This is a genomic window from Providencia sp. PROV236 (assembly GCF_033676985.1).
Lineage (GTDB): Bacteria > Pseudomonadota > Gammaproteobacteria > Enterobacterales > Enterobacteriaceae > Providencia > Providencia manganoxydans.
Genome location: NZ_CP096297.1, coordinates 2,733,366 through 2,755,588 on the forward strand (window position 1 = coordinate 2,733,366; position 22,223 = coordinate 2,755,588).

At 37.5% G+C, this 22,223-nt stretch carries 19 protein-coding genes, 1 pseudogene and 2 CRISPR repeat arrays; of the genes and pseudogenes, 10 read left to right on the forward strand and 10 right to left on the reverse strand.

Going from position 1 to position 22,223, the window contains the following annotated elements:
* Positions 1-10 precede the first annotated feature (10 nt).
* From M1E96_RS12385 to M1E96_RS12410, 6 genes are all read left to right on the forward strand, one after another.
* Positions 11-850, forward strand: coding sequence for an alpha/beta fold hydrolase (locus M1E96_RS12385; protein ID WP_272579883.1), 840 nt, complete (start codon positions 11-13; stop codon positions 848-850).
* A 15-nt stretch (positions 851-865) separates the two neighbouring features.
* Entirely contained in the window at positions 866-1,660 is a 795-nt protein-coding gene (locus tag M1E96_RS12390) for an SDR family oxidoreductase (protein WP_140181385.1), read from the forward strand.
* Between the two features lie 13 nt (positions 1,661-1,673).
* The gene (locus M1E96_RS12395; protein WP_369427525.1) at positions 1,674-2,462 is read left to right on the forward strand and encodes an aspartate dehydrogenase; all 789 of its coding nucleotides are present in this window, start codon (positions 1,674-1,676) and stop codon (positions 2,460-2,462) included.
* A gap of 13 nt (positions 2,463-2,475) precedes the next feature.
* Positions 2,476-3,945 (forward strand): aldehyde dehydrogenase, encoded by a 1,470-nt coding sequence (locus M1E96_RS12400; protein ID WP_369427051.1) that lies wholly within the window; start codon positions 2,476-2,478, stop codon positions 3,943-3,945.
* Positions 3,946-3,996: 51 nt separating this feature from the next.
* Positions 3,997-5,640 carry a thiamine pyrophosphate-binding protein gene (locus M1E96_RS12405; RefSeq protein WP_272579668.1) on the forward strand — a complete coding sequence of 548 codons (1,644 nt, stop codon included), beginning with the start codon at positions 3,997-3,999 and terminating at the stop codon, positions 5,638-5,640.
* Positions 5,641-5,848: 208 nt separating this feature from the next.
* Positions 5,849-6,277, forward strand: a complete 429-nt coding sequence (locus tag M1E96_RS12410; protein WP_272579667.1) for a hypothetical protein — start codon at positions 5,849-5,851, stop codon at positions 6,275-6,277.
* Between the two features lie 112 nt (positions 6,278-6,389).
* On the opposite strand, the gene cspA is transcribed toward M1E96_RS12410, so the two are convergent.
* The 5 genes from cspA to M1E96_RS12435 form a co-directional block, all read right to left on the reverse strand.
* Positions 6,390-6,602: an RNA chaperone/antiterminator CspA gene (gene cspA, locus M1E96_RS12415; RefSeq protein ID WP_070925520.1), complete on the reverse strand. Its 213-nt coding sequence runs from the start codon at positions 6,600-6,602 to the stop codon at positions 6,390-6,392.
* A 359-nt stretch (positions 6,603-6,961) separates the two neighbouring features.
* Positions 6,962-7,720, reverse strand: a complete 759-nt coding sequence (locus tag M1E96_RS12420; protein WP_272579666.1) for an energy transducer TonB — start codon at positions 7,718-7,720, stop codon at positions 6,962-6,964.
* A 45-nt stretch (positions 7,721-7,765) separates the two neighbouring features.
* Positions 7,766-10,771: a TonB-dependent receptor gene (locus tag M1E96_RS12425; RefSeq protein WP_369427052.1), complete on the reverse strand. Its 3,006-nt coding sequence runs from the start codon at positions 10,769-10,771 to the stop codon at positions 7,766-7,768.
* Positions 10,772-10,789: 18 nt separating this feature from the next.
* Positions 10,790-12,250, reverse strand: a complete 1,461-nt coding sequence (locus M1E96_RS12430; protein ID WP_319069086.1) for a porin family protein — start codon at positions 12,248-12,250, stop codon at positions 10,790-10,792.
* Positions 12,251-12,316: 66 nt separating this feature from the next.
* Positions 12,317-13,072 (reverse strand): Slam-dependent surface lipoprotein, encoded by a 756-nt coding sequence (locus M1E96_RS12435; RefSeq protein WP_349490310.1) that lies wholly within the window; start codon positions 13,070-13,072, stop codon positions 12,317-12,319.
* Between the two features lie 659 nt (positions 13,073-13,731).
* Here M1E96_RS12435 and M1E96_RS12440 point away from each other — a divergent pair.
* Positions 13,732-14,091 (forward strand): DUF305 domain-containing protein, encoded by a 360-nt coding sequence (locus M1E96_RS12440; protein ID WP_337979968.1) that lies wholly within the window; start codon positions 13,732-13,734, stop codon positions 14,089-14,091.
* A gap of 168 nt (positions 14,092-14,259) precedes the next feature.
* Here M1E96_RS12440 and M1E96_RS12445 read toward each other — a convergent pair whose 3' ends face one another.
* Positions 14,260-14,859: a DJ-1/PfpI family protein gene (locus M1E96_RS12445; protein ID WP_272579662.1), complete on the reverse strand. Its 600-nt coding sequence runs from the start codon at positions 14,857-14,859 to the stop codon at positions 14,260-14,262.
* 132 nt (positions 14,860-14,991) lie between these two features.
* Positions 14,992-15,762: a nucleotidyltransferase domain-containing protein gene (locus tag M1E96_RS12450; RefSeq protein ID WP_369427053.1), complete on the reverse strand. Its 771-nt coding sequence runs from the start codon at positions 15,760-15,762 to the stop codon at positions 14,992-14,994.
* Between the two features lie 117 nt (positions 15,763-15,879).
* Here M1E96_RS12450 and M1E96_RS12455 point away from each other — a divergent pair, with 117 nt between their 5' ends.
* A complete protein-coding gene (locus tag M1E96_RS12455; RefSeq protein ID WP_272579660.1) occupies positions 15,880-16,248 on the forward strand; it encodes a VOC family protein in 369 nt (122 codons plus the stop codon).
* Positions 16,249-16,257: 9 nt separating this feature from the next.
* Positions 16,258-16,707: a CRISPR direct-repeat array (repeat unit 28 nt; unit sequence TTTCTAAGCTGCCTATACGGCAGTGAAC).
* Positions 16,708-17,282: 575 nt separating this feature from the next.
* On the opposite strand, the gene M1E96_RS12460 is transcribed toward M1E96_RS12455, so the two are convergent.
* The 3 genes and pseudogenes from M1E96_RS12460 to M1E96_RS12470 form a co-directional block, all read right to left on the reverse strand.
* Positions 17,283-17,807, reverse strand: a complete 525-nt coding sequence (locus M1E96_RS12460) for a hypothetical protein (protein ID WP_369427054.1) — start codon at positions 17,805-17,807, stop codon at positions 17,283-17,285.
* Entirely contained in the window at positions 17,794-19,092 is a 1,299-nt protein-coding gene (locus tag M1E96_RS12465; RefSeq protein ID WP_369427055.1) for an AAA family ATPase, read from the reverse strand. Before M1E96_RS12465 ends, M1E96_RS12460 begins: the two co-directional genes overlap by 14 nt.
* Before the next feature lie 7 nt (positions 19,093-19,099).
* Positions 19,100-19,873, reverse strand: a pseudogene (locus tag M1E96_RS12470) (tyrosine-type recombinase/integrase); the annotation flags it as partial.
* Positions 19,874-20,691: 818 nt separating this feature from the next.
* Positions 20,692-20,960: a CRISPR direct-repeat array (repeat unit 28 nt; unit sequence TTTCTAAGCTGCCTATACGGCAGTGAAC).
* A gap of 695 nt (positions 20,961-21,655) precedes the next feature.
* Between M1E96_RS12470 and M1E96_RS12475 the strand changes: the two are divergent.
* Positions 21,656-21,901 (forward strand): DinI-like family protein, encoded by a 246-nt coding sequence (locus tag M1E96_RS12475; RefSeq protein ID WP_070926319.1) that lies wholly within the window; start codon positions 21,656-21,658, stop codon positions 21,899-21,901.
* Positions 21,898-22,188 carry a hypothetical protein gene (locus M1E96_RS12480; protein ID WP_369427056.1) on the forward strand — a complete coding sequence of 97 codons (291 nt, stop codon included), beginning with the start codon at positions 21,898-21,900 and terminating at the stop codon, positions 22,186-22,188. Before M1E96_RS12475 ends, M1E96_RS12480 begins: the two co-directional genes overlap by 4 nt.
* The last annotated feature ends 35 nt before the right edge of the window (positions 22,189-22,223 follow it).

Consider the following 22,223-nt stretch of genomic DNA (forward strand, 5'->3'; position numbering starts at 1 on the left):
GAAATCAGTGATGAAACTGCCAAGTGAACAATTACCTGTGATCCAATCTGCCCATTTCGGTCAGTATTTTTTAAATTGGCGTGAAGCAGGCAATGGTGATGCCATCATTCTACTTCATGGTATCAGCTCAGGGTCAGCTTCATGGGTTTATCAATTGGCAGACTCATCACTGACACAACATTATCGACTCATCGCATGGGATGCTCCGGGTTACCTTAAAAGCCAAGCTCTCGCTACTGAGCATCCAACGGCAATAGACTACGCAGATGCATTAGTCGCTTTTATCGATGGCTTGGCGCTAAATTCAGTGGTTCTTGTAGGCCATTCACTAGGCGCATTAATGGCAAGTGCATTCGCCGCAAAATACCCACATAAGGTAACAAGCTTATTTTTAGCTAACCCTGCGCAAGGCTACGCAACAAAAAGTCCCACAGAGCAACAGCAAATTTACCAGCAACGCAAAGACATTGTGTTTAATTCAGGTATTGAAAAATATGCACAACAACGCGCTGCTGCATTACTCAGCCCAACAGCAACCAAACAACAAATTGATTGGGTAAGGCAAACCATGAGTCAACTCAACCCTGATGGCTTTCTAGCGGCGGCATGGATGTTAGCGCACGATGACATAGGGCGTTATCTCGATACCTTTTCAGGGGCGGTGCAAATGGCTGTCGGTCTCGACGATACCATCACTCCACCTGAAAAAGTACAACAGTTAGCACAACAAAAAGGCTGCCCGTTGAATTATCTCGAACAAGCAGGCCATGCTAGCTATCTCGACGCATCTCAACAATTTAATCGTTACCTGACACAATTTTTGGCATCCCATGCCGCAGTAGAAGTTTGATTAAGGAATAGCGCTATGAATTTACAGTTAGAAAATCGTGTTGCCGTTGTCACAGGAGGCAGTTCAGGAATTGGCCTCGCGACCGTTAAATTGCTGTTGGAAGAAGGATGCAAAGTTGCTTTCTGCGGTAGAGATAAACACAAATTAGCGCAGACATGCCAGTCATTACAGACGCTCTATCCTCAAGGCGAACTTTTGGCGGTGAGTTGTGATGTTTTGGACAAACAACAAACTGAAGATTTTGCTAAACAAGTTCAATCCCACTTTGGGCAAGTCGATGTATTAATTAATAATGCAGGGCAAGGCTATGTCGCTAGTTACGCTGATACTCCCGAAACGGCTTGGTTACACGAGGCACAACTGAAATTATTCGGTGTTATCAATCCTGTAAATGCATTTATGTCACAGCTAGAGCAATCTGATATTGCCTCTATTACCTGTGTCAATTCGTTATTAGCTTTACAACCCGAGCCGCATATGGTCGCCACTTCCGCGGCACGAGCTGCATTATTGAATTTAACCTTAAATCTATCAAAAACCTTATTACCAAAAGGGATCCGTGTTAATTCAATTTTATTGGGTATGGTGGAATCTGAACAATGGCGCCGCCGCTTTGAAAATCGCAACGACAAAAATCTGGATTGGGATAGCTGGATTGGCGCGATTGCTCAAAAAAGAGGCATACCGATGCAACGCCTTGGTAAACCCGAAGAACCCGCACGCGCCTTGGTCTTTTTAGCTTCACCAATGGCGTCATTTACTTCAGGGGCGGCAATTGATGTCTCTGGCGGCTTTAGCCATCACATTTAAAGGGACGATGATGATGAAAACATTGATGCTTATAGGATATGGCGCTATGGCCAATGAGGTCATTAATCGACTACCAGCAGGGATTGAATTACGTTGGGTGGTCGCTCGCGAGCCTCATCATAACGAAATCAAACAACGTTTTAATAACCGAGTGACACCACTAATCTGCCCATCACAGGCAGATCAAAAACCCGATTTGGTTTTAGAATGTGCTAGCCAACAGGCCGTCAAACAATATGCCGCCATGATCTTAGAAAAAGGCTGGACATTTGCAGTGATCTCGACAGGCGCGCTCGCTGATGCACAATTTGCAGATAGCCTAAATCAGCACTCCCATCAAGGCACTTTCATTCCATTATCGGGCGCTGTAGCAGGGTTAGATGGCTTACGCTGTGCGAAACAAGCCAATATTAACCAAGTCACTTATCTTTCCCGTAAAAGTCCTGCAAGTTGGCGAAATGGCCCTGCGGAACAATACATTGACCTCAATAGCGTTACGGAACCTACGGTGTTTTTCCGTGGTTCAGCACGTGATGCCGCACTTAAATTTCCAACCAATGCCAACGTCGCAGCGACCGTTGCTCTGTATGGCGTTGGTATGGATCAAACCAAAGTGGAGTTGATGGTTGACCCAACCACCAGTAAAAACAGCCACCACATTGATGTTACAGGGGATTTTGGGCATTTTTCCATTGAACTTAATGGTAATCCTTTGCCATCAAACCCGAAAACTTCGCTGTTATCTGCTTTAAGTGCTGTTGAAATTTGCCAACGCATTGCACAGCACGATGCCATTATCTGACAGGAGAAAAACCATGAAAAAGCTTGATATATTTGTCGGAGGGAAATGGCAGCAAGGCCGTGGTAACGAAATGCACTCCCGTTTCCCTGGTGATCAACATATTGTTGCCACACTCAATAGTGCTAACCTTGAAGATGTTGAAGATGCCGTTCTCGCTGCTGACAAGGCGTGGCGTGCGCCGAGTTGGCGTTCACAACCTTCCCACCAGCGAGCCACTATTTTGCTTAAAGTCAGTGCATTAATTGAAGAACGCATTGACGAACTCACACATTTACAAACCCTTGATAATGGCAAACCTTGGGCAGAAGCACGTGGTTTAGTCATGAGTGCTGCTGCTACCGCACGCTACTTTGCAGCCGTTTGTGAAGTCAGTGGTGGTGAACTCCCACCACGTCGCCAATCCGATATGATGACCTTGAGCACTTATCAGCCTGTTGGTGTAATAGCGGCGATTACGCCATGGAACTCTCCGATTGCTAGCGATATGCAAAAAATTGCCCCTGCCATTGCCGCAGGTAATGCCGTGATTTTAAAACCAGCAGAAGCGACCCCACTGATCTCACTAAAACTTGCAGAATTGTTCGAGCAAGCAGGCCTTCCTGCTGGATTGCTGAGTGTATTACCGGGCAAAGGATCTATCGTAGGCGATGCGCTGGTTCGTCATCCATTAGTCAGAAAAATTTCATTTACGGGTGGCACAAACACCGGTCGTCAACTTGCGCATATTGCAGCTGACAAATTGATCACAACGTCACTTGAACTCGGAGGCAAATCGCCGACTATCGTCCTAGAAGATGCCGATATTGAACTGGCGGCACACGGCGTTTGTTATGGTATTTTCAGCTCTATGGGGCAAGCTTGTATTGCGGGCTCACGGCTATTTGTGGCAAAAGCCATCTATAAACCGTTTATGGAACGATTAACCGCCCTTACCCAACAGCTGATTATTGGCGATCCACGTCAAGAGCGTGTACATATCGGCCCATTAATTACCCCTGCCCACCGAGAAAGCGTGATCCGCTATGTCACTCAAGCTATTAACGAAGGCGGCACAATTCGCCTTGGTGGTGAAATACCCAGTGACCCGAGTTTACAAGAAGGTAACTATTACCAGCCAACCATCATTGAAGGTTTGACTAACCAAGCCTCTGTCTGCCAAGAAGAAATTTTTGGCCCTGTTCTCGTCGTTATTCCATTTGATGATGAAGCTGAACTTATTGATGAAGCGAATGATTCTATTTATGGACTCGCAGCGGGTATTTGGACAAAAGACTATACACGTGCATTTAAACTCGCTGACGCATTAGACGTTGGCACTGTTTGGATCAATACCTACAAAGCTTTCTCCATTTCAACACCTTTTGGCGGTTTTAAAGAGAGCGGACTCGGTAGAGAAAAAGGCATTGAGAGCCTTAAAGCCTATATGCAACAAAAAAGTATTTTTCTGGCATTAAACCCACAACCAAACCGTTGGTGTGAATAAATGACCACCGATACGCTTTCGGTGAGTTATCGAATTCTAAAGGAGAACACTATGTATGAGACAATCACGGTTGGCGAGGCTATCGCCAGAACGTTAGAACAATATCAAGTCAGTACCGTGTATGGCGTTATTTCAATTCACAACCTCCCGATTGCCGATGCTATCGGTCGTCGCGGCATCATTGATTTTACCCCAAGTCGTGGTGAGGCTGGCGCAGTGACGATGGCTGATGCTCACAGTCGATTTACCGGTTTAGGTGTTGCTCTGACCAGTACTGGCGCAGGTGCAGGCAATGCTATTGGTTCAATGATAGAAGCAATGAATGCATGTTCTCCAATGATACATATTACTGGGCAGGTTGAAAAAGCTTACCTTGATATGGATGCGGGTTTTATCCATGAAACTCGTGATCAACTCGGCTTCTTGAGAGCAAGTTCAAAACAAGCCTTTCGCGTGCATACTGCGGAGCAGGCCATCGCCGTTTTACATAAAGCCATTCAAGTCGCACAAACCGTACCTTGTGGCCCAGTATCTATCGAAATTCCAATCGATATTCAAAACACGCAAGTGCCATTATCTATTTTAAGCGCCCCACTCGCACCATCGATGCTTCCTAGTGCCACCCTAGAGCAAGTTGAAGCTATTTGGCAAAAACTACAACATGCACAACGGCCTTTACTGTGGATTGGTGGCGGAGCATTACAATCAAGCCAAGCGGTTAAGCGACTCGCTGATTTAGGTATTGCTGTCATTAGCAGTACACATGGGAGAGGCATTCTATCTGACGACCATCCATTTAGTTTACGTGCTTTTCATAATGCAGATTCCATTGATAAATTACTGCGTGATTGTGATATCACACTGGTTGCAGGCTCTCGACTACGGAGTAACGAAACAAAAACATGGTCGCTCCCTCTACCACAACCTTTGATTCAAATTGATATCGACCCACTGGCAGCAAATCGTAACTACAGCGCTGATTTAGTTATCACTGCGGATTGTGCTCAGATATTAAGTGGATTAGCCGATAAATTAGAACAAACACATTTTTCTGCACCTTCACAGTGGCAACAACGCGTACAAACAGCGGTGCAGCAGGCAGAAACGCAATTGCGAGAACAATGTGGTTCTTATAGCCAATTAAGTGATGCTATTGAACACGTTCTCCCTAGCGAAGGCATTTTTGTTCGTGATATTACTGTTTCAGGTAGTCTGTGGGGAAGCCGATTATTAAAAGCCACTCAACCAATGCATAATATACATTCATTAGCTGGAGCTATCGGTTTAGGTTTAGCAATGTCAATTGGCACTGCCAAAGCAAATCCCAACGTTCCTGTTATTGGCTTAGTCGGTGACGGCGGGCTAATGCTTGGCATTGGTGAATTAGCCACCATGGCTCAAGAGCAGTTACCTATTGTGCTGATCATTATGAATGACCATGGATATGGTGTTATGCGAGGTATTCAGGATAAATATTTTTCAGGTCGACAATACTATAATGAATTGCTCACGCCATCGTTTAGCAAACTTGCAGCATCAATGGGAATTCATGCGTTAACTATTGATAGAGCAGAAGAGTTCCAACCAACGCTTCAACAAGCAATTGAGCTAAAGCAGCCAGTGGTCGTCGAAGTTCTAATGAAAAACATTGGTACGATGAATTTCTCCGGTCCACCGCAGAAAAAATTATTCTAAAACTTAATGATATCCGCATTAGAGTGAGAACAACTCACTCTAATGATTGACCGCCTTCATTCCCTATTTTCTATCCTCAATATTGCCTTATTACACTTGCTTACTTAACTTATATTCATTTGTTCAAACAAATTGCTATACTTGCCGCTCGCCATATTTTAGGAAAGAGTACTTATTAATATCAGTACCTACTACTTAAGGAACAATAATGAAAAAATATTTATTACCAATTAGTCTTGCGGTCAATGTGATACTTCTTGCTTCGATTATTTTTTTAGGTGTTAATTTGTTTAATATAAAGAATAAAATCGATACGACGATTGAGCAGGTAAAAAGTGGGCAATATTCGCAGTTGATTAAGGATAATACGGGAAGTTTAGTCCCTGAAGGATTAAAAAACTTTAATAAAATTGAAGTTTCAGACAATAAATGTGACTATTTTGACCAAAAATTTGCTATATTGATAAATTACCTAGAAGAAAACCCTACTATCCCCGGTTCAAATACCTATGTTAAGCAATTGAATAAACTCAAAATCACCGTTGAAAAATCCCCTTCAGCACTCAAAGAGACGGCTTGTGATAAAGGTATATCCTCCATTAATTATATTGGCGAAAAACTATCAACAATAAATTAATTACAAATTGATAATTCACTATTGCTATTTTTGCTTCCAAAAATAAAAGCCCCGTTTACACGAGGCTTTTATTCAAATTTGTACAGCGCTTAGACGCTGTTGCAACTTTAGCTTACAGTGGGATCACGTTAGCTGCTGCTGGGCCTTTTGCGCCATTCTCGATAGAGAAAGACACTTCTTGACCTTCGTTCAGGCTTTTGAAGCTGTTGCTTTGGATTGCAGAGAAGTGTACGAATACATCTTTGCTACCATCTTTTGGAGAGATAAAGCCAAAACCTTTATCATTGTTGAACCATTTTACTGTACCAGTCATTGTATTAGACATGTTATTTCCTTTAAATTTATTAAATTGCCATAAGGCGGGGTAAGGTTTGTTCTTTGTACGTACTTATGGGAATTAAATTAGAAGGAATTCACAATGAAGGTATCATGGATAACACTTAATAGGGAACTGCTTTAACTTGTCTTTCATAAATAAATGGGTACTACCAAACCAGCCGCGCTATTAACGCATACAATGATTATGATAGCAAACTTTATTTTAAATCTGCCCCTAGAATTAATCACAATATGAATAAAAAACCTGAACCATCACAAGTATGATTGACTTAATATCCCCCAAAAACACAGTACAATGCCATAGTTTAATATAATAAAGACTACATTATCGTCTTCCCCCCTATTCTACTGAAATTTAATTTCAAATGACACTTGTGACTTAAATCCTTCAGGTGGCACACCAACAGAGCGACTTTTTGCAACGGCCGCCAATGCCGCATTATCTAACAATTCATGACCCGAACTAGTGATAACACGGGCAGAGGTAAACTCACCTGTTATTGTGAGGTTAAAAACAACTTCAGTGGTACCACGAATTTTCATACTACTGGCTCTTCGAGGATATTGTTTATTGCGCTCAATTTCTCGACGCAATTTTTCACGGTAAGCGCTTAATTCCCCGCTATCTTCCATAATTGAAAAACCTTGAACTGGCTTACCCATTGCCCCCATCGCTTGAGAGGATGCATTTTCACCATTTTGTGACATCAATGGCTGTGGCTGAACAGCCGTCTTTTCTGTTTCATAGTCTGTTTTTTCCTGCTGTTCTGTGTTTTCTTTTGATACCACCATTTTATTACTTTCTTTAGTCGCTGGCTTACGTTCCGTTTTTTTTTCCTTTTTAGGCACAATGATTTTTGCTGTTTCGACAATGGCTGGAGATACCGGTAAATCATGTTGAACAATCGGGGGCTCAATCTTTGTTTCAGGTAACTTTGCTTGTTCTATCGCCTGTGACAATGCAATAGACACCACCGGCGATCCAATATCCGCCCGATGTTGTAAACTGTGTTCTGCGTAAGAACGATTAATCAAATTAGCAATAATCACTGAATGCAGTAATAACGAAACAGATACGGTCAAAAATGGTATTTTTTTCATCATATTCGAATCAGCCCTCTTAAACATTAATTAAGAGGGCTACTGGATTTAAAAGTGGCTAGTGAAATTAAGTCTGAATGTCCGACCTGGAGCTGGCATCATAGTACGTGTCAGTGGATCCAAATAATATTCATCAAAAACATTAGTCGCTAATAATTCCATGCTAATGTCTTTAGCAATTTGATAACTCATATAAGCATCTGCAACGAATACTGGATTCCAACGCATCGGGCTATTATTAAGCGGTGCATAATGGGCAGGATATTTCCCCATCATCTCTTTTTCATCACTGTTTTCTGCACCGCTGTGATAACGCATGCGGCTACCAACTTCTAAGCGTTGATCGAAGAAACGCATACCTAAATTCGCATTAATACTGTATTTAGGTTGCAATTGGGTACGCATAAAACCGCCGGGGAACCCTGCTTCAGTACATGACGATATATTGAATTTATTCATCGGATCTAACATGGCAGCAGAGGCACTATCACAAACCTCATTTTTTAGGCGATAATCAATACCAATGTCACCAAAATAATTGCCATTATCATAACGCGCCTGTAATTCAATGCCCGATGTGATGTGTTTATCTACTTGAGTAAATTTAAGATGGCCATCGCGTTCAAACGAATTCTCAATCGTCGTGTAATAATAATTTATACGTACATCCGCAAAATGCTCCGCACCAAGTAGCTGTTGCAGATTACGCACATAACCAAGCTCCGCTGTTTTACCGCGCTCAGGTTGAAAATTTCGCCATACCGCCGTATTGCCAATTATGGATGAAAAGCCAATTGTGTCTTCAAAAATACTTGGCATACGAACCGTTTCGGTATAACTGGCATAGATACGATCGTTATCGGTGAGATAAGCGGATGCTGAAAAAGCGGGTGCCCATGCGTGTGCTTTACGTTTTTCTTGTGGTTTAAACTTTTCTTCGTCCATTAATTGGCGGATAGTTTCATTATTATTACTAGAAAGTGAATAACTGGGGATATATTGTGGTACCAATTGTCCACTAAATGGATCAATAGCCTCAGCATTCAGATCGAAAGTACCGTTATAAAAAGGATTGGTTTCTTTGGTTAGCTTATTATCACTATCCGGATACCATTTAGCCTTAGAGATTTCATCTATACGAAATACTTCTTGTCCATTTATTTTTTTTAATTCTGATCCACCAAATGCATTCCTGCTTAAATTTAATGCATCCTTAACAAAAAGATCTCGATAATAAGGAGAACGTCGTACATCGTCAAAACGTTTATGTTTACCTTTGGAGTCAATATAAATATGATTAATAATTTTATTATATTCATCAACTGTAACAACTCGAGAAATATCATAACTCTTAGCTAATAACTGATGAGGACGAGCAAAATTAATATCTTTTAACGCACGACGCTTATTAAGTAAATCGTCCTGTGACCAATAACTGGTACGTTGAGCCCCCGCAGTCATATTCAACCAATTCGTAGGACGCCAATTAAAATTAAAGGCAAAGGTATTTTCTTGTCGTTTCCCTTCTCGCGGTAACGCGCCGAATGACTTTACTGTCGCCCCAGCAGATGCATCAAAAACATTATTTTTACTGTTTATTGTTTCATGGGTTAAACTGCCGATAATCGTTAACTCTAAACTGCTGGTTAATTGCATCTTATTCGACAAATCAATTCCTTGCCGATGATTAAGTGAACTAAATTGTTCTCCTAAAACTAATGTGCCATCGATTTTTGAATCTCTTGGGAGAAAACCCCTTTCAAATTCAAGATCACGATTTCGCGGCTCCCTTGGATAAGCCCCCGAAGTATTGCTATTGCTTATAGTTTTAGTTAACCAATAACCTAATTTCATATCAATATAGGGATTGTTTTCAGGCAAAAAGGAATAAGTAGCATAAAAAGCATCTACTTTAAATTTTGCTAATGGCCATTGGGGCACCTTCCCGTTTAAGTCCATCATCGCGACTCTTGATGGCATGATTTCACCGTAATGATTCATGGTTTGAGTATAACCTAGCGAAAGTTTCTGCTGTTCAGATAAAAATAGATTGGTTTTAATTAAATAGGTATCCATTTTGCTGGAAGTATTCATGACCTCCCTGCCTGGGAAATAGACATTGGCAGCAAATGGCATATAGGGATCAAATGATTTCGACTGAGAAGTCAAAATTTCCTCAGTATAGTTTTCAGCGCCTCGCGTTCCTGCAAAATAATTTCCTTGATCACGATAACTGTATGCCGCCATTACATCGAACCGCTCCTGCCTTGTGCCGATTGCCATTCTGACTGCATTATCTCTCAAATTAAAAAAGTTCGCGTCACCACGGGACTTTGCTGTCATTAACAAAGCAGGGTCATTAAATAGTGATGATGTTCTTTTTATTAATTCATCAGACATGCTTTTCAAAATAGCAGGATCATCACGATAATCTGTCCCTGCCTGTAACTGAGCAATTCTTGGCTTGGTCGAATTACTGCTAGTTTCTAACTTTAAATCAAAACCAAATTTATCTTCAGGGGAAACCACGTCATCAATATTGATCGTTCTAATGGCGATTCCACCTCCTACCGACGTTTTTACATCTGGATCTAATGATGCACTTTTATGTACCGTAATGCTGCTGATCATATTGGGATCAACATAGTTACGGTTATTGGCACCGTTATATCCTCTCCATACAGTATGAGCTTGCTCTGTACCATCCACAGTAACAGGAACTCGACCTTGACCTTGGATCCCTCGAACATTAGGGTCTATCGCCCCACTATTTCGAGCATCACCGCTAAATACCCCAACAGCACTGTTTAATACGTCTGCGGGATTCGTTCCTTTGTAACGCTCAACCAATTCTTTACCGAGGTAAACATTAGATTCATTTTTATCATACTGAGCATCATAACCTTTTTGATCGCGCTGTTTAATGGTTGTTGTTTTATCATTAATAATAATGGTTCCGATATCCTCCTGCTCTTTAGCAAATATCAGATTGGAAATTAAAGCAAACGAGATACCTGTCGCAATATTAATTGCAACTAACTTTTTTATCTTCATTATATAATACCTAAAATATTAAAAGCGTTTTTCTAATTTAAACTCAACTTCATTCTGTGAATAAGAATACAGTGCATCAATATTGCTATGGTTTATCCTGAATTTATAAGATAATGATGGTGTTAAAGTAAATAAACTATACTTTGGAGCACTTAACTTTATAAAATAGAGCTGTTCATTATCATCTCTAATTTGACGACTTAATGCATACTGAGGTTGCTCAAAATGCGTTTTTTTATAGCTCGCCATACCTAAAAAATTAAAACCTTGTGAGAAACTTTTAAATACACCGACTCTAATACCATATTGTTTATAACTATCACTTTGATACCGTTTATTTCGCATTACACCATCAACCCCACCAAAAAATATTATATCGGGTGAAAATGCATAAATATTAGTTAAATAAAACGTGCTCTTATTACCATTACTACTTTGATACATAGAGCGGTAGTTTAATTTTTTATAATCAACGATAGCACTGACCGAAAATTTTGGTGTGAAGTGATACGCCACGTCTATACTCGCCCCAAATCCATAATATCGCTGCTGATCACCAATAAACTTAAATTCAATTGTAGGTCCAAAGGCAAAGGTTTTTATACCATCTTGATATTGATAATAGGATTTTGTATTTATTATATTCTCATTGTATTGAGACGCTTTTTCATACTTGTATCCATATGTATAAGCCTTAAATAGCGCATTATGATGGCGATACAAAGGAACTTGTTTCTCAATATTCGCCTCGTAGATAAATTTTTGTCCTTTAGTGGCTTCTCCTACGCCATAACAGACCTCTTTTACCTCACTACGATAACAATCTCTTCGATGATCACCCGGCACTTGGTTAATATTTGAGTTATAACCATAACCTAACGAGATACTCCCCCGCCACGCTGTTCTTTTTTTCAAGGCTTTGGTGAATTGAGCAATATTGTCTAATACATGCTTCGGTAATTGTTGAGCATACTTATCTAACACACGATTAAATTGTACTATAGCCTCTTTATTCTGTTGGCTTTCATAATATACACGAGCTAATTCGAGCTCGACACGTAGGAAATCAGAATTTTTTTGTAAAATTTGCTGATAATAATTGATTGCTTTTTGATAATTTTTATTTTGATGGGAAATTTTAGCATTCGCATATTTCACCAATAAATCATCATGACCAGTTAATTTTTGATAAGAAGACAATAGCTGATTCACATCATTATATTGCCCCCTAGCTAAGGCAATATAAATAGCCTCCCCTATATCATGGACGTTATTATTTATTTTATAGTTCTCCCCATCAAAGTTAACTATCAACTCATCATCAAGGGTTATCTTTATTTCTTTATCTTTAGATAATTTTTCATTCACATTGACTTTATCTACTAATAATCTTTGATAATCATTAGTGTCATCACTATGAGAAATAACAAAGCCACTGTAAAAAATCGATAATAATATAATTAAACGAGATATCGTCATAACATACAACCAATTGACTAACAAAGTAGTAATAGGTGGAATATTAATTCCACCTATTCAAGTTAACTATTGTGCTTTAGAACCACCAAATGCAACATCTTTAATATGTTCACTTTCGAAAGATACTATCCCAGCTACCTCTGTTGCATCAGCGCCAAAAAAGTGACCATAACTATGCCCTTCAATTGATTCATTAGCGATCGCAGTCCCATTAAATTGATATTGTTCTTGCTCTAAAATGTCCCCACTCATAGTGATATTTAATTCATGACCACTCAGTGAGCCAGTATATTCTTTAGTATCAAAATCCGCATTAAATGTGCCACTTAATTTACCTGAGCTATCAAACTGGTTAATACCAGCGATGGTATACTCAACTTGCCCTGAATTAGGCAGAGATTCGGTAACATCTTTACCCGAATAGAATGCGGTATGCGTTGCATCACCATCAATACCGGTTTTAGACCAATCACCAAAATAAACTTCGGCATTCGCAACTTGAGTAAAATTAAATTTTCCGGTATTAGCAGAGTGCGCGCTCGTTGATGCAGCTAATTCATATACCCCATGTTCATTTTCAGTCGCTCGCGCTTTAAAACTTGCAAAACTAATTCTGGTACCAAAAAATATTGGTTGTAAACCGATCCCCGGATCACCGATTGCGCCTGCATGTGACCCGCTAGCGTATTGGGTGTCGCCAACGATCACTTCAATACCATCCACACCATATTTTTGGCTTTGTGCAAAAGCTATCTCTGCACTGGCATTAAAAACAGAAGTCGATAAAGCAATCGTGAGTACTGCTAATGATAGGTTTTTCATAAGGCTCCTTGTCAAATGACTGTTAACTTAAATGGTAAATATAACTATCCAAAACAGCTTAAAAGCATTAGTCGCAATGCTTGGTACGCAGTATATAGAATTCGCCTTACCGCTCAAATGGTAATGATTATTATTAGCATTGATAATCAATTCAAAAGAAACTTAAATTTAACGCTATCAAAATAAATCGGATTAAATTTAAATTAATAAAAAACAACCCATTATAAATATATATCGAACACACAAAATAAGTAGCAAGTATTGTTTAATTAACGTTATTTACAAAATAAATAGTGTTTAACTTTTTCCTTGTAATCTTTCATGTAATAACATCATTAAAAATATTAATTTTTATTGTTTATTTGCAACCTAGATCACTCTTTTTGAATAAAGAAACTAATAGCTTACTTTATGCATTAATATCGACACTCTAAATAATTCGAGCTACCGATAGATAGCAAACTAACTCATCGCTATAGAATTAAAAAATAATAAGATTAATTCGAAAGCATAGAGGTGCTATACCTCAATACAAGGCGCTGCCCTAGCAGTATCACGAGTGTAAATTAAGTTAAATTCATTCACCTCACATTGACCTTCCCCCTAGGGGAAGCTTTATGGTTATTGCAATTCAACCAGTCATGAACAAGGAAATTCTCATGAAAAAATTGCTCCCTCTTGCTGCTCTCATTGCAAGCACGCTTTCATTTGCAACTTTTGCTGATACAACCCATTCCATGCATATGTCTCCACCAGCAACTAATGAAATGCAAAAAGAGCTGAATCAATCAATGGATAAAATGCATTCAGATATGGCTAACAGTATGAATGAGCAAAATGCAGATATCGCGTTCGCACAAGGGATGATCGCCCATCATTTAGGCGCAATTGATATGGCTAAGATTGAACTTAAATATGGCACAGATCCTGAAATGAGAAAACTAGCAGAAGAGATTATTAATGCTCAAGGCCCTGAAATAGAACAAATGCAAAAATGGTTAGAAAAGAATAAAAAATAATTCCATGCGTGAGTCTCTAAAATTAGAGGCTAACCTCTTTATAATCTAAATAATTCGAGTTGCAGGTAGGCAAGGAAGCATAGATAAACGTTATGACTCAATGAGCGTGGCCTAGTCATTTATACCTTAACGAAAAAACCTGCAACTTGAAGTATGAAGACTAGATGCTCAGGCTAAATTCACCGCAAATGGGTCATGACTCGCATCATCATTCCACACATATTCCATGCTCTTGATAATGGTTGAAGCTTGCTGTAAGCCATAGAAATCACTGACCACCTGTAATGACATATCAATACCTGCGCTTACTCCAGAAGATGTATAAAACTTGTCATCTTTCACCCAACGCGCTTTCGGCTGCCAATTAACATTATTGTTAATCGAAGTTACCCATTCAAAAGCTAATTTATTGCTTGTAGCACTAAGGTCATTCAATAAATTTGTTGCCGCTAATAGCGCTGAACCAGTACAAACTGTCATACAGTATGAGGTGTATTCAACTTGTTGTTTCAACCAATAAATATACTCTTTATCTATTGCCAAAGGCCGAGTCCCTTGCCCTCCTGGAATCAACAAATATTTATATTGAGGATTGGTGACTTTCTCAGTTTCGATAGCCACTCCCTGCGAACTGGTTTTTTTGTTACCTTCAGGCGAAATAAATTTCACCTTACAGTCTGGTAATCGGCCAAAAACCTCAACTGGCCCCATCACATCTAAGGTTTCAAAGCCATCGAATAAAACAATGCCTAAAGTTTCTATGTTCATCAAACACCTCACTTACCAATTGATACTATAAATACTTCGAAGGTCAATTCCATAATGAAAACAAGTAAACACAGATACGATACTGTAACGCAAGCGCTAGAACTTGAAATATAATGAATATAGATAAGGATATTATTGTTGCTGGAGATAATACTTATTCAACCACAAGATGAAATGTTCTAATTTAGATATAAATATATTCGTGTTATCTTGAGGTTGATAGCTTTCTTGCAAAAAATAGTGAATTTGCTCCTTACATTCAGGAAAAAGAGCCATAACGCGTTCAGCATACTCATTTAAACTTTCCGGCCAACTAGTATCATTATTATCATGTAAGATATTCGTTGAACGCAGTAATTTTCTGGCAGCTGCACGCTGTATTAATCTTCGTTTGTTCGCATCTGCCGTATTTTTTAATTCATCAATATACTGTGTTAGCACGTCAACAAAATCGCCATTAACCGCAATAGCAATGTCTTTGGAAGGTAAAAAAGGGGCAAAACGTAGACTTAAATCGTCACCAAACACACAGCGACAATGGTGCTTTAGCCAATACCCCCAACTAAACTGATTACATTCATCAATAACATCCGCCAGTATGCCAATATCAAAATCAATTTTACTGACAATATCATGCATTTTTTCTAAATATGAGTGCGCCTCATTTAATTGTCTCTGTTCAGTTTCATTAAGTTTTTGAGTAAGAATCAGGCATAGATCGAGATCTGAGCGATACTGAACTGCTTGCCCTTTTGCGACACTACCATAGACATATATGCTATGTAATCGATTATTCAAACTAAGTTTAAGATGAGCGATGACATCGTCAATCACTTGCTTAAATTGTGCTTGATACTCAACTGGAGCTAACGTTGTTATCCTACCTTGTCGATCTATAGCCATGATAGCCTGTATTGTTTTGCAGCAATATGAGAATGCAATTATACGGATAAAGCCATTGTAGCTTATAAATTACAGATAAAAAGTAGTACGTTAGGTCTTTTATAAGAGGAGAAAACCATGAGATTTATAGCAATTGACCATGTTCATATTTATGTTGATGACCTTGATGAAGCCATTCAGTGGTATAAAAATATACTTTCTTTTGAAATAACCCCACGTTTTAAATTTTGGTTTGAGCAAGGCGGCCCTTTAGTTATCAACAGTGGCGATGTTTATTTATCTCTATTTAAAAGAACAACGCAAAATAGAGGAAACACAGTAGCATTTAGTGTTGATAAAACCAGCTTCTTGCAATTCAAAGAGCATCTAACAAGTTGTAATGTTCCAATTTCAGTTATCGACCACGAGGTGTCTTTATCAGTCTACTTCACCGATCCCTACGATAATAAATATGAAATTACAACTTACGACTATTTTGAGTTGTAGTATTAAAATATTTTAAGCTGCTTATATGGCAGTGAACTTGGGGCTCTATCTCTCAGCTTCCCTATACTTTTCTAAGCTGCCTATATGGCAGTGAACTGAAACCAACTTTTGTCCGGTGCTGACGCTAACTTTCTAAGCTGCCTATACGGCAGTGAACTTTAACTTGACCTATATCGGCATCGATACCACTTTCTAAGCTGCCTATACGGCAGTGAACCTTTAACCGCATTGGCGATTTTACGTTGCACATTTCTAAGCTGCCTATACGGCAGTGAACTAAATAATGCGATCCGTTGTTTAGCATTAGTCTTTCTAAGCTGCCTATACGGCAGTGAACTGGTCTGCTCTATCTTTTTCATTGTCTCCGCATTTCTAAGCTGCCTATACGGCAGTGAACGGACTACAGCTGAAATGGTGATAACTTTGGAACTTTCTAAGCTGCCTATACGGCAGTGAACTATAGACTACCATAAAAAATAATCTTGATAACAATAAGTTATCTCAAAATAGTCAAAAATACCTTATTTTCCCACTCTTTATTTAACTTATTGTTTTAAATGACTATTTTTCATCTTGAAAAATAGAAGGTAAAAATACATAAGATCATAGGTACATGAAGAGTAATATTTTAATTTGATAGCAAGTAAAGAGTGCGTCAGTTGTCACTGAATAAAAAATAATAAATAAAAACTTTGAATGTAAAATTCACATTCAGATTTGATATATGAAAGAATGATGAAGCTTGAATACTGTAATGATGAACAGTGCCGCCACTTTTGATTTTCAGCGACAAATTCCAGATGCAAAAAAGCCACCTACTAGGTGGCTTTTTCTTTCCCTAACCCGTTGTTATTCAACGCGGTTTTTATTTGGTGCCCGGGGCGGGACTTGAACCCGCACAGCCTAAAGGCCGAGGGATTTTAAATATTAATCAACTCACATATAAATCAGTAACTTATTGAAGTTATTACTCTTTATCATATTTAATACATACTAATAACTATAATTATAAATTTATGTCGCCATTTTTTATTTTATAATTTACATGCATCATCAATGTGAGCATAACGATTTGAGATACTTTCAAATAAAGTATCTTTCTTTGTCATTAAACTAACCCAATATATCTCTATTAGACTGCCTCCAATTTCTTCCTTTAAAAGACAAAATATAGTTCGAGCCCTATCATCTTTTGATATAACAATCTTATCCGAATTAATAGCATTAGAAATTAAATGGCTATCTTTTAGCGCTATACGTTTTTGTTCTGTAGTCAGGTTTTCAGCATCACTAATGCTCGATGACATATCATTATCTTCTGGTAATCTCAATAATTTTCTCTTACTAATCATAGAGCTTAACCACTTTGAACTATATCTTGACTTATGCTGTTTCCATTCTAAAAATAATTTTTGATCACATCCAACTTTTATATTTTTTTCTAAAACTAAAGATAAAAGTTGAGATGAAAATAATGAAACTTCATTTTGAGCATTAATACCCCCAGCCGATCTAAGAATATCAGCATCTATTATAACCATTTTATTAAATACTATCATCGTTAAACCCTAATAAATTGGCCACAGCATTAATATAATCATCATCAGCATTTAAATAAGTAGATTCAAAATTCGCAGGCCAATCACCAAATGACCCATCAGCATGGATATCAGCAGATTCGACCAAGGTATTCCCTTTTTCATTTATAGAAAACCAATTCATCGAAACTTTATCCTTATTTATTTTTTTCAGAGCAATTAAAGTTTGAACTCTACGAATGAATATTGAACTATGTGTTTCTATTAAATATTTACAACCATTATTAATGTTTTCAATTATAATGTCAGCAAGAATTTCTTGAGCTTTAGGATGTAAATGTAACTCTGGTTGTTCTATGTAAATTATATTATTTTTTTTCGCTACTAACCCAGCAACTAGAATTGGTAATACGTGTGATACTCCAATACCGACATCCATAATATTTACAAATGAATCTTGTGCAAACATATTTCTAGACACCATGATTTCAAAAATAGTATCATTTCTTCTGTTAACTTTTATATTTGATGTTAAGCTTAATTTTTTTAAATTTTCTATCAACATATTTAATTTTTTATTACCACTCTTTTGCCATTTATAAATAATCCCTGGAATATAAACCTCAAAGCTACCTTTATATCCTTCCATCCATTGATTTTCACCAGACGTTATAGTTAAATTTCTCTTTGTTATATTTCTCACACCTGGGATATGAATGATATCATGACCTATCACACTGATTTTATTAGTAATTCTATTTTTATATTTTTCGACAGTACTATTTTTATGGCTTTTTATTGAGTAAAAAAAATCAACTCCCTCACTAGACAATACTTGTACATCATCAATATTTAATGAACCATTTTTTTTACCATTAGAATATGTTGGTTCTAGGTTTGCTCTATCTTCATATGAAACCTGCCTATAACTCCCAAACTTTTCATGTATTTTATAAAAATTTTCATTAAGATAAATATCATAAGGTACTATTCCTTCATCTCTTTTTTTTATAAAACTAACATGTTCCTCATAATTCTCATCTAAGATCGATACTGTAAATAGTTTATTTTTATTATTATTATTTATTGGCACTATATCCGTAGAATCAGATAGTTGAATTGAGTCACCGGACAAAACCAGGCCCTCAGGAGAAAATGATGCATCTTTGGTCTGTTTTATTATTAAAAATGGTTGTATAAAGCTAGATTTTCCCGAACTATTAGCCCCAGATAATATAGTTAACCCATCAACTTTTACACTAACTTGATCAACTATTGATTTATAATTTGATATACGTAATTCCATTATATTTCTACACCCTATCAAATGGATTCAAACTCACAGCTGCATCTAAATGATCTGGAGCGAAGTGTGCGTATCGCATTGTCATTATGATGGTGCTGTGACCTAATATTTGCTGTAGTACTAAAATATTGCCGCCATTCATCATAAAATGGCTGGCGAAAGTATGCCTTAGAACATGGGTTCTTTGGCCTTTGGGTAAATCTATACCGGCTTTTTTTAATGCGCCTTCAAATGCATCATAGCAATTAGAAAACAACTTTCCGCGTCGTTTAGGAAGCAGCTCAAATAGTTTCTGTGATATCGGTACTGTGCGGTTTTTATTGCCTTTAGTCTGAGTGAATGTCACTTTATAAGGCATGACTTGTGACTGACTTAAAGATTCAGCCTCACTCCATCTTGCTCCGGTAGCAAGGCAAATTCTAACCACATTACCGAGGTCTTTATTTCGAGATTCATCGCAAGCATGCAGTAAACGCTTAATATCTTCTTGGTATAAAAATGCGAGTTCTTGATCACTCTCTTTAAATTGCCTAACGCCATCTAAAGGATTATCCCCTTCCCATTCTCCAAGACGCTTTAATTCTGCGAATACGGCATGTAAATATGATTGCTCACGATTAACCGTTGCTTGTTTCGGAGCAGCTTTACCTTTCGCATTCCACTTGCCCTTTAAACGATTTTCACGATATACAGCAAACATATTTTTATCGAGTTCAGTAATGTAAGGATCATCTAAACACCAGCAAACAGCATCTAATTTAGATTTTCGAATTTTATCCGATCTTGCTAATTGATCCATTAAAGTAGTCATTACACAAACTATATTTGTATCGTAATCCATAACAAATATGCCGCCTATTTATATCCATAACTATACTTTGTCACACATAAATCCCCGCTTATCGCCATAGTCTTTCTCACTAATAGCCTTTCATGGCACTATTCGTAGTATTTTCGAAAAATAAATCTCCTCAATAGTGCTTTATCATGTTACCAATCGTTTGTAGTTTAATCGCACTCTTTCACTCATAGAGCAGTAATTTTAACTCAACTTCTGCTATATTTATAGGAGCAGTTTTATATCAGTTAATATGAATTGTATATTAGATAGCAATGCTAATGTAGCAGGCTCGGAAACTATTTCTTCGTGTCGTTAATATTTCCCATATTCTTATATGAACAACAAAGACAGTTGAAATCCACCTATCGTTATAGGATTAATTTATACTCAACATAACTTGTATAAATGCTTATATGGAACCTAATATAACATTGTGAAATAATAAAAATATTGTACCCCCCCACTTTTTTGGAGAATCATAAAATGTCAATTCTTATTCGTTTTTTTCGAAAATAGAAATACTAAATACTCAATATTTAAAAATATTCGAACTCATTTAATTAACACTGTCTTACACTGTGAGTATGACTTTTTTATCCGCGAAATAAATATAGAAAAATAATTATTTATCAATCAGATATTGAGAAACTACTTAAACGTTAACAATAAATTCAACAAAAACAGATTTTAATTTACAGCTTTCTAAGCCACTTACCAAAAGTGAAATCGGGTGTGAGCCGTAAACTTACAAACTAACTTTTCTAAACTGCCTATACGGCAGTGAACGGCAAGGGAACGCATTGCGCTGGCACGTAAACTTTCTAAGCTGCCTATACGGCAGTGAACAAAAATTATTTCTCTGCTTTTTTGTGTGGTTTTTTTCTAAGCTGCCTATACGGCAGTGAACAGATAGACCGATTAATCGGAAACAGTTATTCATTTCTAAGCTGCCTATACGGCAGTGAACATCAGGGTTTAAATAAATTAGGCATTCAATTTTTTCTAAGCTGCCTATACGGCAGTGAACCTATAGACTACCATAAAAAATAATCTTGATAACAATAAGTTATCTCAAAATAGTCAAAAATACCTTATTTTCCTACTCTTTATTTAACTTATTGTTTTAAATAACTATTTTTCATCTTGAAAGATAGAAGGTAAAAATACATAAGATCATAGGTACATGAAGAGTAATATTTTAATTTGATAGCAAGTAAAGAGTGCGTCAGTTGTCACTGAATAAAAAATAATAAATAAAAACTTTGAATGTAAAATTCACATTCAGATTTGATATATGAAAGAATGATGAAGCTTGAATACTGTAATGATGAACAGTGCCGCCATTCTGCCGCCACTTTTGATTTTCAGTGACAAATTCCAGATGCAAAAAAGCCACCTTGAAGGTGGCTTTTTCTTTCCCTAACTTACTGATTTATCAGTCAAGTTTTATATGGTGCCCAGGGCGGGACTTGAACCCGCACAGCCTAAAGGCCGAGGGATTTTAAATTCATATACATTATATTATAAAACAATAACATATGATTTTTTTCATAATATAGTGAAAATGTAACAGTTAGATAAAACAACATATTACAGTAAAAGACATGATGTAATTATGAAGGTATAACCGAAAAATTTTGCATGCAAGATACTTGAAATATCCCAATTTACTGTATATAAATACACTGTATATTTAAACAGTTAAGATGAGGGATATCTACCATGCCGCGTATAGAAATACTCTTTGATAAAGAGTCAAAACAAAAGCCTTCTGATAAAACACGTAACGCCCTGCAGGAGCAAATCATTAAAAAAATTGGCGATAGATTTGGGCCATTAAGCCTTCGTGTTGCTATGAGTTCTTCACAGTCAGTTACGATCAGTGGCACAAAAACAGATGATGAAAAAGAAGAAATAGGCCAACTTTTGGAAGAAATCTGGCAAGATGACTCATGGGTACCAGCATGAAAAATAATGAAACTAAAAACTCTGAATTTTTCGAAGCGGAATATATTCCTAAGTTAGAAAAAACTCAAATCGCTATTGATAACCCTCCTGGTTTCGTATTTATAAAAATGACGTTATCAGATCCTAGTTTTAATAAAGATTCTTTAAAAATGGAAAATGTTAAAAGGGAACCAATTCAATCCTTCATGCATGAACAGGTAGCTAAAGAGTTATTGAAACAACTGGAAAAACATTTTTATGGTGACTCTGCGAAACGAGAGTTAGGCCATAAAAAATACTTTATGTGATCTAGATGCGCCAACTACTCGAGCTGGCGCATTCA